Annotated in this window: 10 protein-coding genes and 3 pseudogenes; 7 read left to right on the top strand and 6 right to left on the bottom strand. The window is 62.2% G+C overall.

The genetic code is table 11. From position 1 onward, the window contains the following. Position 1: 1 nt before the first annotated feature. From SPHV1_RS09540 to SPHV1_RS09525, 4 genes are read left to right on the top strand one after another with little or no spacing between them, the layout of a single operon-like run. Positions 2-913: a conjugal transfer protein TraF gene (locus tag SPHV1_RS09540; RefSeq protein ID WP_054945801.1), complete on the top strand. Its 912-nt coding sequence runs from the start codon at positions 2-4 to the stop codon at positions 911-913. Continuing rightward, entirely contained in the window at positions 910-1,500 is a 591-nt protein-coding gene (locus tag SPHV1_RS09535) for a hypothetical protein (RefSeq protein ID WP_082430939.1), read from the top strand. The genes SPHV1_RS09540 and SPHV1_RS09535 overlap by 4 nt, the downstream gene beginning before the upstream one ends. Before the next feature lie 60 nt (positions 1,501-1,560). Beyond that, entirely contained in the window at positions 1,561-2,982 is a 1,422-nt protein-coding gene (locus SPHV1_RS09530) for a conjugal transfer protein TraH (RefSeq protein WP_054945800.1), read from the top strand. An 8-nt stretch (positions 2,983-2,990) separates the two neighbouring features. Next, a complete protein-coding gene (locus SPHV1_RS09525) occupies positions 2,991-6,749 on the top strand; it encodes a conjugal transfer protein TraG N-terminal domain-containing protein (RefSeq protein ID WP_054945799.1) in 3,759 nt (1,252 codons plus the stop codon). Between the two features lie 5 nt (positions 6,750-6,754). On the opposite strand, the gene SPHV1_RS09520 is transcribed toward SPHV1_RS09525, so the two are convergent. Next, a complete protein-coding gene (locus SPHV1_RS09520) occupies positions 6,755-7,174 on the bottom strand; it encodes a hypothetical protein (RefSeq protein ID WP_054945798.1) in 420 nt (139 codons plus the stop codon). 245 nt (positions 7,175-7,419) lie between these two features. Here SPHV1_RS09520 and SPHV1_RS24955 point away from each other — a divergent pair, with 245 nt between their 5' ends. Next, positions 7,420-7,878: a hypothetical protein gene (locus SPHV1_RS24955; RefSeq protein WP_156367308.1), complete on the top strand. Its 459-nt coding sequence runs from the start codon at positions 7,420-7,422 to the stop codon at positions 7,876-7,878. Here SPHV1_RS24955 and ltrA read toward each other — a convergent pair. Next, the gene (gene ltrA / locus SPHV1_RS09515) at positions 7,772-9,028 is read right to left on the bottom strand and encodes a group II intron reverse transcriptase/maturase (protein WP_054945797.1); all 1,257 of its coding nucleotides are present in this window, start codon (positions 9,026-9,028) and stop codon (positions 7,772-7,774) included. The genes SPHV1_RS24955 and ltrA overlap by 107 nt on opposite strands. A gap of 554 nt (positions 9,029-9,582) precedes the next feature. Continuing rightward, positions 9,583-9,663: pseudogene (locus tag SPHV1_RS26140) on the bottom strand (IS5/IS1182 family transposase); the annotation flags it as partial. Between the two features lie 197 nt (positions 9,664-9,860). Between SPHV1_RS26140 and SPHV1_RS25740 the strand changes: the two are divergent. Beyond that, positions 9,861-9,998, top strand: a pseudogene (locus SPHV1_RS25740) (IS481 family transposase); the annotation flags it as partial. Between the two features lie 87 nt (positions 9,999-10,085). Further along, positions 10,086-11,425 (top strand): annotated as a pseudogene (locus tag SPHV1_RS25735) (IS701 family transposase). Between the two features lie 84 nt (positions 11,426-11,509). Here SPHV1_RS25735 and SPHV1_RS09500 read toward each other — a convergent pair. From SPHV1_RS09500 to SPHV1_RS09490, 3 genes are read right to left on the bottom strand one after another with little or no spacing between them, the layout of a single operon-like run. Continuing rightward, the gene (locus SPHV1_RS09500; protein WP_054945795.1) at positions 11,510-12,244 is read right to left on the bottom strand and encodes a carbon monoxide dehydrogenase subunit G; all 735 of its coding nucleotides are present in this window, start codon (positions 12,242-12,244) and stop codon (positions 11,510-11,512) included. Between the two features lie 19 nt (positions 12,245-12,263). Then, positions 12,264-13,742 carry an NAD-dependent succinate-semialdehyde dehydrogenase gene (locus SPHV1_RS09495; RefSeq protein ID WP_054945794.1) on the bottom strand — a complete coding sequence of 493 codons (1,479 nt, stop codon included), beginning with the start codon at positions 13,740-13,742 and terminating at the stop codon, positions 12,264-12,266. Next, positions 13,739-14,890, bottom strand: coding sequence for a zinc-dependent alcohol dehydrogenase family protein (locus SPHV1_RS09490; RefSeq protein ID WP_054945793.1), 1,152 nt, complete (start codon positions 14,888-14,890; stop codon positions 13,739-13,741). The genes SPHV1_RS09495 and SPHV1_RS09490 overlap by 4 nt, the downstream gene beginning before the upstream one ends. Positions 14,891-14,920 lie beyond the last annotated feature (30 nt).

Below are 14,920 nucleotides of genomic sequence, written 5' to 3'. Positions count from 1 at the left end.
GATGCGCGCGCGGCCTTTCCCGCCTCTGCTGGCGACCGTCCTGGCACTGAGCCTGCCGCCTCCCGCCATTGCGCAGCAAGGGCCCGGGACCCGCGAGGTCAAGCAGGGCTATTGGTGGTATGCGCCGCCTCCCGTGCCCGTAACGGACAGGACAGAAGAACCGGATCCGCTGGCCAAGCCCGTCATTCCCCCCATGGCCGAACTGGCGAGCTGGACACCGCCCCGCATTCGCAGGCTCATCGAGGACCAGCGCGACTATGCCGCGACCGTGCTCACCGTCGATGCCGTCGCCGACTTCTGGCGTCTCGAAGACTTCGCCCGGCGCAAGGCCCGCGCCTTTGCCGGGCTCACCCAGATCGCCATGCTGCAAAATCCTGCGCTAAATGCGAAGTCGACCAATCCGATGGTGGGCGATGCGAGAGCCGAGCTTACCGCTCACAAGGATCAGGTCCGGCAGCGCTACTTGCGCGCGCACGCCAATGAATTCGCGCTCGTCATGTTCTCGCGAAGCGCCTGCGGCTATTGCCGTGTGCAATGGCCCATCGTCCAGCGTTTCCAGGACGAAATGGGCTGGCAAGTCACACTGATGGACCTCGACAGGCGTCCGGACCTTGGAGCGCGCTACGGGGTCGAAGTGACACCCACCACCATGATCATTCGCAGGAACAGCCAGCAGCGCATGGTCATTGCCGCCGGGATCGAGGCCTACCCGAACCTCGCCCAGATGGCCTACCAGGCAGTCAAACTGCTCACCGGCGACATCCGCCCCGAACAGTTCATGACGGGCGCAGGCGAGGAAGGCGGCTTCTTCGATGCCCTTTCCGCGGGTCCCATCGCGGCAAGCGATCCGCGTGCACTGTCCCGGGACCCGGGAATGGGCGATCTGGCCGCCCATCGGGGGTATGGCAATTGACGCGAGCCACGCGCCTCCTGCTCCCGGTCGTGGCCGCCGCCTGCCTGACCGCACTTGGTCCTGCCAGCCCGGCCCTGCCTGCGGCGCGGGAAGATGCCAGGGCAGCCGCGATCCACCCGGTTTCCAACATCGCACAGATGCAGGCCTGGCTTTCGCGCGTACCGGTCACCCGCGAATTTCCGCCCGACTTTGCCGGATCGCTGCGCGCATATGCCTCCGCCTTTGTGATCGAGATGAGCACGGCGCCGGGATGCGTGCCGTGCGCGGATCTCTGGACCCGGCTCGGCATGCTGCGCCAGCACTATGGCTGGCAGATGCGCACGCTATCGCGCGAGGACGCGCTGCTGCGCTCGGGCCGGCTTGGCCTGCCCTGGGTCGGCCATCCCGTCGCCTGGGTCCGGCCCATCGACGATCCCTCCCGCATGGTCCCCATCGCGATCGGCACTGATCATGCACCCAACCTTGCGCGCAACGCCTGGCTGGCCGCGCGCATGCTGACCGGCGTGCGCCCGGAAGTCGGCGTACGTGCGCTGTCCAAGTTCACCGGGATCGTGGGCGCAAGCCCGATATCCCGATTCCATCGCTGAGGGACCGTTCATGGCGGGCAGGTCCCTTCCCCTATCGGCACGAACAGAAAGACGCCCGCCATGGCCAAGTGCTTCTCCCGCCTGAACATTGCCGCAGCCGCGTTGCTCGCCTCGTGCGCGGCAAGCGCGCCAGCCCATGCCCAGAGCTGGGCCGAAACATGGTTCGACAATGTCACCTACACGAGCCCGGGCAGCTTCGAGGACCAGACCCGCGGCTACGTGACGGCCGGTGGCATTTCGGGCCGGGTCGATGTTCACAACGACTACCTCACCAGTCTCACCCTGCCCAAGATCAAGGCGGGATGCGGCGGCATCGACATGTTCCTGGGCGGGATGTCCTTCCTCGATCCCGACTATCTTGTTCAGAAGCTGGAAAGCATACTCCAGGCCGCACCCGCCGTCGCATTCCAGTACCTCCTCGAAACCCTGGACGAGAAGATGGGCAACATCATCTCCAAGATGGAAGCGGCAACCAACTTCCTGAACTCGATACAGGTGAACGACTGCCGGCTTGCCAACCGCATGGTCCAGATCGCACACGGCGATGACAACATGTCGGGCATCATCGAGGAGATGACCGGCTACAAGTCGGTCAAGCAGGGTTTTGCCAAGAGCTACCAGCAGAGCCGCGAGAAGATCGAGGCGAACGCGAACAACCCGACCGAGGACCTGAAGGAAGCACTCGCCAACTGCCCGGCCGAAGTTACCGAGATCTTCCGCACCGGATCGCTGCTCTCGCATGCCGCAACACGAGTTGGTGCAGGTGACTGGGCGAGCGTCATGCGAGCGCGGGTGGGCGACGTCTACATGCGCTGGGACGCGGCCGACAAGGTGCCGCTCTTCTCGGCAATCCCGGCCTGCCCGCACCAGGATACCGAAAGTGCTGAGGATTTCCTGACTGGCAAGGTCCAGCGCCGCGCGCTCAACATTCCAGCGACTGCCGCCGATTGCTCGGCCGGAACCGGCAAGGGTGCGTTGGATTTGGCGCGCGAACGCATGGAAGCGATCGCCGGCAAGATCAGGTCGCGGACTGCGCTCACGACCGACGAGCGCCAGTTTGTCGCCAATATCCGCACCCTGCCCGTCTACCGCATGCTCGAATGGGGCGTGCGCCAGGGCGTTCCGGACTCGGTGATCGCCGACACCGACGAGCTGGTTGCCCTCACCCTCGCCTACCAGATGCTCAATGACCTCACGCGCAGCATCGACTTTGCCGTCTCGAACGCCGAGCGCGGGGCCACTGCGGCAGGCGCAGCCGATGCCGCCAATACCAACCTGTGCCAGACCCGTATCCTCACCAAGGGCATCGAGCAGCTTCGAGGCCTGCGCGAGGAAGTGCTGCGCCAGCGCGCGCAGATGCGCCAGAGCTATATGGCAGCGCTCGACGCCGCCAATCTCTCGGCCAATTACGCCGGGCTCATCCGCCAGCGCGACCGCGATGCGCGCGATGCCACCGGTGCCGCTGCGGCACCTGGCCGGTGAGGCGAGACATGACCCAATCCTCCCTTGCCCGCACCGCCATCGGCCTTCTCACCGCCCTGGCTTTGAGCCTCATCGCAACACCGGCCCTGGCGGTCGATACGAGCTTCTACACTTATGATGGCTTTGCCGAGACCGTCGATGCATTCCGGCTTGTCTCGATGATCTTTGCCGACCCGCGTTACGAAACGCTGGTCGTGATCATTGCGGTGGTCGGCATTGCGCTCGGCGCCGTGATTGCCAGCGTACGCGGGCAAGGCATGGGCCTTGTCGCTTTCGGTTTCCAGATCCTGGTGGGCGTCGGCCTTTTCGTGGGGCTGATTGCCACGACCGGCACGGTCCATGTCTACGACAAGGTGCGCAACGCCTATCAGCCAGTGGGCGATGTGCCGAACCTTCTCGTGCTTGTTGCGGGCGTCACCAACCTGATGGAGCGCTCGCTCGCCGAGACCATCGACGACAATACGCTGGATCCGGGTGCCAAACTCGAATTCGGCGCGGGCGGGCACAGCTTCGATCTCTTCCTCAACGCCGTGTCGCCCAATGGTCCGATGACCGACAGCTTCCTCGATGCAACGATCAAGGACTATCTGCGCCAGTGTTATCCGGTGGCGCGCGTCTCTCCGGCCTACCCTGTCGACGACGACCAATTGTTCCGGACTGCGACCGACCTGCCGGCAGCTTTTGCGGCCATGGCCGGGCCATCGACATTCAGCACGGTCTATACCGCCGCTGACAAGGGCGGGACTACGGCCAGTTGCACTGAGGCCTGGGATCATATTCACACGCGGCTGTCCGATCCCACTCTGTTCGAGGGCTACACCCGGCAGGTCTGTCAGCGAACGGGTTACGACATAGCCGATGCCGCCCAGCTTGCCCGTTGCCGCTCGCGCATTGGCGATATGGGGCAAATGATGATGGGAACGCCGCTTGTCCTTCAGGCCTTCATGAGCGATGTGCTGCTCGGTAATGCAGTGGGCGACGTGCTTTTCGAGGACAGTCCGGCAGCAGCAGCCCGGGTCATGGCCAACAGGGCGATCGTCTCGAATGGCCTGGCGACCATGTCGGTTGCCAACGAGTGGATGCCGACGATCCGGGCCACTGTCTTTGCCATCATGTTGTTCATGGTGCCGATTGCTCTGCTCTTCGTGCTGACCCCCATAAACTTGCGGGTGGCAAGCTTTGCGATCGGGCTCTTCGTCTTCGTCGCGCTGTGGGGCGTGATCGATGCCGGGATCTACCAATTGACGCTTGGCCGGGCGATGGAAGTCCTCGCGCAGATGCGCAGCAACGCGGTTGCCGCCAATGCCTGGATGCTGGCGCCCTCGGCTGCCATGAAAGCGCTTGCCATCTTCGGTACCTTTCGCACCGCAGCGGCGGGATTGGCTGGCGCTTTCGTCTTCACCGTATTCCGTTTCTCCGGAAACGTGTTTTCCAGCTTCACCGGCGGCGCATTGCAGGCCCAGGGGCTGGGTTCGACAGCCGCTGCCCCGATGGCAACGCGCGAGGGCTATGCCTCCGCGATCGAGGCCCAGGCCTCCGCAGGCGGGACGATGGCAAGGCGCAGCGCGACCTCGAGCTTTGGTGATTTTGGCGAGCGCTCCACGTTTGGGGCGAACCGGTCGTTCGGCGCGGCGGACACGGTCCTTGGCGAAGCGAACAGCGGCATGCCCGGTGTCCCCGCCTTCGGGATGGGCGCGATTGATGCCTCCCGCGAACTTGGCGGGATCGCCCCCGCCCTTGGCAGCCGCAGTCTCGCAGAGCCGGCGGCCGCGCGCGCGGTGCGTGCCAATGCAACGACCGCGGCAATCCATAACTTTGCCGAAAAGGATGCCCTGCGCAGCCTTGGAACCGGGTACTTTGGAGCGGGCCAGTCGGGGGAAAAGGCCTTTGCCGCCTTCGCGCAGAACATGGTGCAGTGGAAGGCATTCGGCGACGAGCGCGCCTATTCGATGATGTTCCAGGGTGCTGCCCGGCATTTTGAACGGGGCGGCTATTCTCGGGCGGACGCGCAGCTGAAGGCGTCGGGCGTAATTGGCGAAGCCGGAGCCGATCCCACCTTCGCCAAGCTCATCGCCAATGCCTACGAGCAGGAGCAGATGCTGCAGAATGACCTGACCGGCGCGCAGGTGCAGGCAGGCGCCATGCAGGGCCGGCGCGATTACGCCGGGGATCGCGTAGCTGAAGTGGAGCGCGGCAATGTCGCGACCGAGCAGGCCTGGAGAACGGGGAACAACGAAGGCCAGCGCACCGCTGCTTCCATGCTCGGCCTTCCTCTCGATGAAACCAGCCGCCGCATCGCCTTCATCAATGCCCTCTCGGGCGAGGCACGCTCCTCCGCCATTACCCAGCTCTCCCGCGCTACTGGCCGGAATGAGGCTCAGGTCTTGCACGCCCTGGAGACATACAACGCCGCTGTTTCGGTGGGGACGGCGGATGGGGCGAGCGCCGAGGCCGCCCGCGAAGGGACTAGCATCTACGGCCGCACCCGCGAAGCTGCAGGTTACGATTTTGCCGAGCGGTCCGGGAAGCTCGATGCCCAGCGGGAGGTGGGAACCGACGGAACGCGTAGCGCCGCGCGCATCGGTGAGCAGCGGCGGCAGGCGGAGAATTTTGGCTATGCCGAAGGCGCCGCGGCAGCCGGAACCTCCGTACGGCAGGCTGCCCGGCTCGACAGCTTCATCCAGGCGCTGCGGCAGACCTCGGGCAATCAGGTCGATATGGCCGAAGGCGGGGCTGACGGCATCGCCGACCGGGCTCGGAACGAGCGCCTGACCCGCATCGTCGACAACGAACGGCTGACCCGCATGCAGAAGCTGCTCAGCGATCACGGCATCAAACTCACCAAACGGCAGATCGCGATGGACCAGAACGGGGATTTCAGCCTCAACCTGACATCCCGTACGGCCGCGGCGATGTGGCGCGGCGGTCTCATCAACGAGAGTCAGCTTGGCGCGATTGCCAATGGCGGGACAGCCCGCTTCTCCTTCGCCCATGACGATGTGCTGGTTTCCAGCAGCGCGGGATTCAGCCAGTCGGCGCGCAGCGATACCAGCACAAGGTTCGAGGCTGGCAAACAAGCTGGGCCGGACACGATCGAGCATTTCCTGGGCGGTGGGAAGGAAGGCCACGAGGCCATGGCCAATTGGCTGCGTGGCGGGTTCGAGATGGATCGGCACGGGAACTGGCGGTTGAAGCCGCAGGTAGCCGATACGCTACAGCGTGATGTTCAGGCCATCATGGCGCAGACAGGGTGGACGCGGAGTATTGAGCGCTCAGCGCAGGATCAAAATTCCATGGGGACTGATGTTGGCTTTTCGATCTCGGCTTCTGCAAACCGCAGCGGCCCCAGCAGAGCTATGACTGGTGATCGAAAATCTTCGAAAACCGGCATTTCAGGCGGTGCGGCGGGAAATCTAGGATTTGAGAGTTCCGACATTGGCATCACCTCCGAAACTGCCAATGCCAGGATCGACGTAGTGAATTACGATGTGCGTGAAGCAATTGCCGGAGCCGAGCGTGCAGCATCTCGATCTGCGACCCCGGCGCACACCTTTTCACAAGAGCTTAGTCGGCAGGTATTGGGGCAGGATGGCCTACGTAGCCGCTACCTTGATCAGGCCGATGCTGGACGAGGCACTGCAGACATCACCGGCCCGCTTACATCCATAGAGCAATCGTCGGTCTTGCGCACCGGTCGGTTCTCGAACGACCTGGAGAATGGGCCGTTTGACGGAAGTTCGAACTCGAACAATCGCAGGGACAAATGAACCGCTTAACGATCCGGATGGAAATGACGCCAGTGCAGCATGCCTGAGCGCGGATCGAGCGGATCAGAATGTGGATCACGAAGGCCTCCGACTGAACGCTTTGGGAACATCTGTTCCTGCGTCGGTTCAACGAATTCCCAGTCGCTCGCGGCGAACCAGGCCTGCGCAAATCCGATTCCGAGAATGAGCAGCGCCGTCATCGGAAAGAACAGGACGTTCAGGTAACCGGCGAGCGCGCTGGTGTAGAAGCCTTCAAGCGACGGTACATAGAACGACGCGCACTTACCCGCCCAGTAGATGGCAATGCCTGCCCACCACAGTTTTGCCAGCCATGGCCTCCACAGCCAAGCAGACGCTTTTGGCTTGGAAGTGCCAAGGGGCGCGTGATTTTGCGTGGTGTTGCTCGGATCGTTTTCTGGTTCCACAGGGGGATCCTTTCCTCCTGAGATGCTACCATCGATAGGCGGCAAGGAAAACCCAACGGCGAATGACTGAGTCTGAGATTCTTGTCACACCGCTACCCTCTTTGGCGTGCGATGCTCCTTTCTCCCTTACCCTCCTTCGGGCGATTGCCTGCGTCCATGGAAATGGACAAAATTCAGATCTGACTTAAACATATTCAGTTTATCCCACATAATTCGATAGACGGCTTTACCTGGGATAGACGCCCATGCCCATCGCCCGCGCCTTTACCGCCGAACAGTCGCGGCAGCTGGTCAATCTGCGCCAGCGCTACGAGGTGTGGCGCGATGCCGAGTGCGAGCTGGCGCGCTTGCCCTATGACTTGCGCCGCAAGACGGTGAACGGCCGGACCTATCTCTACCGGATCTTCGACCGCGGCGGCAACGGCAAGAGCCTGAGGCCGATGGATGCGGCCAACGCGCGCCAGTTCGGCACGTATCACCCCGCCAAGACGGCGCCGAAGGCGCGCATCGCGGGCCTGAGCTGGCGAGTCGCGGAGGGGATCCCACCCTCCGCGCTCTCAGATCCGTACGTGAAGCTCTCACTTCATACGGCTCCCATCAGGCAAACGTGTCGCTCAGGCCGCCGCGCCAATGTACAAAAAGACCTGTGTTCGTGCGAGCGAGCCGTTCCAGGAAGTGGCTCGCTCGGATCTTGTGGCCTTTGAAGCGCTTGAATTTGCGCATCACCCAAGCCCGCAGCGTCTGATTGACGTAACGGTAGATCTGGGTGAGGGCCGATGGTGTGTATCGCCCGTAGTACTCCGTCCAGCCCCGAAGGATTGGATTGAGCTTGTGTGCAATAGTTTCCATCGTCACGTCTGTTCGACGCCGTATGTTCAAGTCCCTGATCGTTTCCCGCATTGCCTGTAGCGCCGATGAGCTGATTGCTGGCGCGAAACCGCAGAACACGTTGCCGTGGCTGCTTTTCACGGTGCGCGGTCGAAAGCAATATCCAAGGAAGTCAAATGAGACATTCGGATATCGCCCCCGGCGATTGGAGTCCCTGCAGTAAACGATCTTTGTTTTGGTGGGATGCATTTCAAGCTCACACTCTGCGAACCGCTCCTGAAGCATTGCTTTTACGGCTACTGCTTCGTCTTCGGTCCGACAGTGTACCAACCCGTCATCTGCATACCGACACCATGGGAGGTCGGGGAGTGTCCTTTTCATCCAGAGGTCAAAAGTATAATGCAAGAACAGATTCGACAAAATCGGCGAAATTACACCCCCTTGTGGAGTACCGTGATCCCGTTCGATCAATTTTCCATCCCTGATCATGGGCACTTTCAGCCATCTTTCGATGTATAATAGTACCCACTTGCACGACACATGCCTCTTTACTGCCTTTAGCAAAAGCTCGTGAGAGATGTTGTCGAACAGTCCTCTAATATCAAACTCAAGAACCCAGTCATATTTCCAGCAACGCTTGCGCGTCACTCCCACCGCGTCCAGAGCCGACTTACCCGGCCGGTACCCGTAGGAATCGTCCAGAAATACGGCGTCGAGTCCCGGTTCGATATACTGTTTCGCCACCATCTGCGCGATTCGATCGCTGACAGAAGGAACCCCTAAAATGCGCTCGCCTCCCGTTTTCTTGGGGATGGCGACAGCGAGTACTGGCGGCGGAAAGTAGCTTCCCGAGCTCATCCTGTTCCAGATCTTGTAGAGGTTGCCCTCCAGATCGGCTTCGAAGTCCTCGATCGTCTGGCCATCCGCGCCAGCGCCGCCTTTAGCGGATTTGACCGCTTTGTAGGCTTCGTACACCAGCCGTCGTTCGATCTTGAACGGCTTGTCTGTCATATCCGTCGCCGTCATCCTGCTTTCCAGTTGTGTTGCGGATATGACCACCTGATCCGACCCCTTCGCTCCAGCCCCATTACAGGACCTTCATCGCTAATGCGGATCGGTCCGCCCCAACGTCCTGCATCGGTACGCTCGCCTCACGGTGATGTGCCGCTTGTGCTTCTCCCTTGGCATCAGAACGCTGGTTCCTGCAGTTCCACATGAAAGCCTGCATCCAGCTCATGCCCCCTATACGCCGACCGCTGTCCGCCCAGTCATCAGGCTCCCGACGGACTTGTCCCGGAGGGGTCGCACACCCCCGGTTTTAGCGGTGTCAAAATGATCTTCACGACGCGTCATCGAAGGGTTCGCTTACGCTCATCTTCCGGATGCTTACCTGCCCCGGATCATGTCCGAGACGTTTGACCCAACGCTCACCACCACGACTCTTCTATCGCAGCAGCTTGGGCTGGTTTGAAACCCGCACCTGAATGCCGACCCCAAGGGGCCTACCCTCATCTTTCACGCAGCTTCTCAGCATGTTGTCAGTTCATGATGGAACCTCCTTCTGCTTGCTGCAGCACACTGCGCCCCTTGATCTTCTTGCCTGCGTCATACCCGCTAGGACCACCGCTTTCCGTACTGGTCGCCTGCGCGACGAGTACCGCAACACACATCAGTTCTTGTCATTGGACGATGCCAGGGCCAAGATCGAGGCGTAGCGGACGGGACTTCAACGAAAGCCGAGCTCACAAATCCCTGGGGTTCATGATGCTGGTCGAATTTGCTTCATCGGCCGGGGTTAGCCCCGGCCGATGAAGCGCCGGATCTCTCTTTCTGGCCGGAGGCAATTCCGCGACAGGGTCAGTTCACGAAAACCTACCACCCTTGGACCAACGGCCAAGCCGAACGCATGGTACGGATCATCAAGGAAGCGACCGTCAAATCCTCCCATTATGCTTCCCTTACCAAGCTACTGCGCGCTGAGACCAATCACCTAGTCTTACTGAGTCACAAAAATCGTCAGCTGGGGGATTCGCTGGTGATTGGGTTGTGATAGGCTGCTGATTCCTAGCGATGGATCAGCGGTATGGTAACGACCAACGAGAATGCAGTAGGCGCGTTTGATCAATATGTCGAAGCACTGACGGAAGTTATCGGGCATACGGATCGTGCAGAGCCTCTTCGAGATTATTGCACAGGTCTGATGATGCCAGTGGCACGCAAGAGCGTGGAACCGCTGGCAGCAGTGACGGCACCGGCACGCGTATCAGCCAAGCATCAGTCTTTGCTGCATTTTGTTGGGCAAGCACCGTGGTCTGATGAAGCACTTATGCGGCGTGTCCAGGATTGGGTCTTACCTCGGATGATCGAGCGGGGCGGGCCGATTACTGCCTGGATCATCGATGACACGGGTTTCCCGAAGAAGGGGCAACATTCGGTTGGTGTCGCCCGTCAATATTGTGGTCAACTCGGCAAGCAGGATAATTGCCAGGTTGCGGTCAGCCTCACCATTGCCAATGAGGGTGCGAGTTTGCCGGTCGCCTGGCGGCTTTACCTTCCAGAGATCTGGCTCGATGACGCAGAACGCCGCCGAAAGGCCAAGATACCAGACGAGGTGGTGTTTCAGACCAAGCCCCAAATTGCGATGGATCAGGTCCGCTCTGCGCTCGCGGCACAGACGCAGTGAGTATCGTGCTTGCTGATGCAGGGTATGGCGCGGATGGCCAGTTTCGCCAGGGGCTGACCGATCTGGGTCTCACATATTCGGTTGGCGTCCAGCCAACTATCAGTCTTTGGCGTCCGGGCGAAGGGCCGCTGCCGCCAAAGACATGGAGCGGCAAAGGCCGTCCTCCCAAGCTGGTGCAACGAAGCAAAGCTCACAAGCCGCTGTCAGCCAAGGCATTGGCGAAAGATTTGCCGGCCAACGCGTGGAAGACCATCGCATGGCGCGAAGGAAGCAATGTCGAGCTGGTATCCCGTTTTGCTGCAGTGCGCCTTCGTGTCGCCTCCAGAGACTATAATCTTACCCAGCCACGAGCAGAAGAATGGTTCCTTGTCGAATGGCCTGAGGGCGATCAAGAGCCAAGCAAGTATTGGCTCTCAACATTGCCGGAAACGACCACGCTACATGAGCTCGTTTCGGCGACGAAAATGCGGTGGCGGATCGAACGAGATTATCGAGACCTCAAGCAGGAATTGGGCCTTGGCCATTACGAAGGGCGGGGCTGGCGTGGCTTCCACCATCATGCCAGCCTGTGCATCGCAGCCTACGGATTCCTGATCTCCGAACGGGAGACGATTCCCCCCTCAGGATTTGCCTTTACCTGGAACCGCGAAGAAACTCCGGTTCCCCGTGGTTCGCGATCCCTTGGACATACCGATACGGCCCGAACGCCACACCTCGAATTCGATCGCAACGCTGCGTAAAATGCTGACCACAGCAGTGGCGCGACGCCTGACACGATGTCCATGCTGCGCCAGAATGAACGAGTCATTTGTGACGCAGTAAGACTAGAGCCGCGCCGGTGCCTGGCGGCCGAGCAGATAGCCCTGAAGCAGCGCGAGAGCGACGGCCACGATGGACAGGATATGGACATTCGCGTCATCGACGATGCCGCGCCCCATAAGCGGCATGCCGAACAGTCCCATGAGCAGCAGGCCCAGCAACAGCCCGCAGATCGCCCAGAGCAAAGAGCTGCCCGGCGCGGGCGCGGGAACATGCGCGCCGGACGCGCGCACCGCTAGCGGCGCGGCGGCGGGAGCGGCCGCTGTCGGCACCGGCGCCGCGACGGCGGGGCCGGTCTGACGGGCCAGGATTTCCTCCGCGAATTTCTTGAAGAACGCGGCCGACATCGACCGGGCGGTCGCGTCGATCATCCGCCCGCCCAACTGCGCCAGCCTGCCGCCGACCTGCGCCGAGACATCATAATGCAGGATGGTCCCGTCGCCATCCTTGGTCAGCCGCACGACCGCCCCGCCCTTGGCATGGCCGGCGACGCCGCCCTGCCCTTCGCCGCTGATGCGATAGCCGTTGGGGGGATCGAGATCCGACAACGTCACCCGCCCCTGGAAGCGTGCGGAAATCGGACCGACCTTGATCACGGCGATGGCCGCCATTTCCGTGTCCGATTCCTTGACCAGTTCCTGGCAACCAGGGATGCATGCCCGCAATATGTCAGCGTCGTTCAGCGCCTTCCATACCGTATCGCGATCCGCCGGGATGCGCTGTTCGCCCGTCATGTCCATGCTGAAATCCTCCCTTGCCTCAGCCGTCTATGCCGCCAAGGCAGAGATATTTGATTTCCAGATAGTCCTCGATGCCATATTTGGAGCCTTCGCGGCCCAGGCCCGATGCCTTGACGCCGCCGAAGGGTGCAACCTCGGTCGAGATGATGCCTTCGTTAATGCCGACGATGCCGGCCTCTATCCCCTCCGCCACACGGAAGATGCGGCCGACATCACGGCTGTAGAAATAGGCGGCGAGGCCGAATTCGGTATCGTTGGCGAGCGCGATCGCCTCCGCCTCCGACTCGAAACGGACCAGCGGGGCGAGCGGCCCGAAGGTTTCCTCCGCCATCACCGCCGCATGTGCCGGCACATCGACCATCACCGTCGGCTCGAAGAAGGAGCCGCCCAGTGCGTGGCGCTTGCCGCCCGTCAGGATGCGCGCGCCTTTTGCGAGGCAGTCAGCAATATGCTCCTCCACCTTGGCGACGGCGGCGGCGTTGATGAGCGGGCCCTGGGTTACGCCGTCATCGGTGCCGAGGCCGAGCTTCAGGCCTTTGACCGCCTCCACCAGCTTCGCGGCGAACCGGTCATAGATGCCGCTCTGCACCAGGAAGCGGTTGGCGCAAACGCAGGTCTGGCCGCTGTTGCGATATTTGGATGCCATTGCGCCGGCGACCGCCGCATCGACATCGGCATCGTCGAACACGATGAAGGGCGCGTTGCCGCCCAGTTCCATGCTGGTCTTCTTGACCGTGGGCGCGCATTGGGCGAGTAGCAGCGATCCCACGCGGGTCGAACCGGTGAAGGACAGCTTGCGCACTTTCGGATTTTCGCACAACTCCTGCCCCGTCACGCTCGATGGGCCGGTAATGACGTTGCACACGCCCGCCGGCATGCCCGCGCGCTCCGCCAGCACGCCCAGCGCTAGCGCCGAAAAGGGAGTTTCGCTCGCCGGGCGAATGACCCCGGTGCAGCCTGCCGCCCAGCCCGGGCCGGCCTTGCGCGTGATCATCGCGCTCGGGAAATTCCATGGCGTGATCGCCGCGAAGACGCCGATCGGCTCCTTCTGCACGATGATCCGCCGTCCGGGCAGATGGTTGGGAATGGTTTCGCCATAGACGCGCTTCGCCTCTTCCCCGAACCATTCGATGAAACCTGCCGCATAGGCGATCTCGCCCTTCGCCTCGGCCAGCGGCTTGCCCTGTTCGGTGGTCAGGATCAGCGCCAGGTCATCCTGATTTTTCATCATCAACTGGTAGAGCCGCCGCAGGATCGCCGCGCGCTCCTTGCCCGTCTTCGCACGCCATGCGGCCTGCCCTGCATAAGCGGCGTCGATCGCGCTTGTCACTTCCTCGCGCGACAGGGTGGGCACATGGCCGATCACCGCGCCGGTCGCGGGGTTGGTGACTGCGGTGACGGCACCACTGGCCGCGTCCACCCATTCGCCGCCGATCAGGCATTGCTGCCGGAAAAGACTCGGATCCGTGAGGTTGCCCAAGCTGGTCTGCGCGGTCATGCTGCTGCTCCTTGCTGGTCGAAGCGGACGATCAGCCGCGCGACGCTGCCGTCGTGCAGCCGATCGAAGCCGTCGTTGATGTCGTCGAGGGAGATGGTGCCGCTCAATAGCCGGTCAACCGGCAGGCGGCCCTGCCTGTAAAGGGCGATATAGCGCGGAATGTCGCGCAACGGCACGCAGGTGCCGATATAGCTGCCCTTGAGCGTGCGTTCCTCCGCGACCAGCCCGACGACGTTGACGCCAAGCGCGGCGTCCGGCGGCGGCAGCCCGGCAGTGACGGTCGTTCCGCCCCGCCGGGTCATCGCATAGGCATTTTCCAGCGCGCGCACGGCGCCAGCAAATTCGAAGGCGAAGTCAGCGCCACCGTTGGTGAGCGCATTCACCTCCGCCACCGCGTCTACATGGGCGGGGTTGAACGTCGCAGTCGCGCCCAGTTCCTTCGCCAGGCTGAGCTTGTCTTCGGACAGATCGACGGCGATCACCTGCGCCGCGCCCGCCGCGATCGCTCCGAGCAGGGCCGCAAGCCCGACTCCACCCAGCCCGATGATGACCACCGACTGGCCGGGCTGCACCTTAGCCGTATTGACCACCGCACCCACGCCCGTCAGCACCGCGCACCCGAACAGCGCGGCGATGTCCAGCGGCAGTTCCTTGTCCACTTTCACCAGCGACCGGCGCGACACCACGGCATGATCGGCAAAGGCTGAACAGCCAAGATGATGGTGGACCAGCGCCCCGTCCCTGCCATCATGCAGGCGACATTCACCCGACAGAAGCATGCCCTTGCCATTCGCCGCCGCACCCGGTTCGCACAAGGCGGGCCGCCCCTCCGAACAGGGCAGGCAATGGCCACAGCTGGGCATAAAGACCATCACCACATGATCGCCCGGTGCGAGATCGTCGACATGGTCGCCGATCGCCACGACGACGCCCGCCGCCTCATGCCCGATCGCCATCGGCATGGGCCGTGGCCGGCTGCCGTTGATGACCGACAGATCCGAATGGCACAGCCCCGCCGCCGCGATTCGCACCAGCACTTCGCCCGGACCCGGCGCGTCGAGTTCCAGCGTCTCCAATCCCAGCGGCTTCGAATCGGCATAAGGATGGCTGGCCCCCATTTGGCGCAGGACAGCGGCTTTGACCTTCATTTCTTACATCCTTCGTCCAGCCCGCATTTG

It is taken from the genome of Novosphingobium sp. KN65.2 (genome assembly GCF_001368935.1).
Taxonomy (GTDB): Bacteria; Pseudomonadota; Alphaproteobacteria; order Sphingomonadales; family Sphingomonadaceae; genus Novosphingobium; species Novosphingobium mathurense.
Note: the sequence above shows the minus strand (reverse complement) of the source record. Positions and strands in the feature narration are given on the sequence as shown.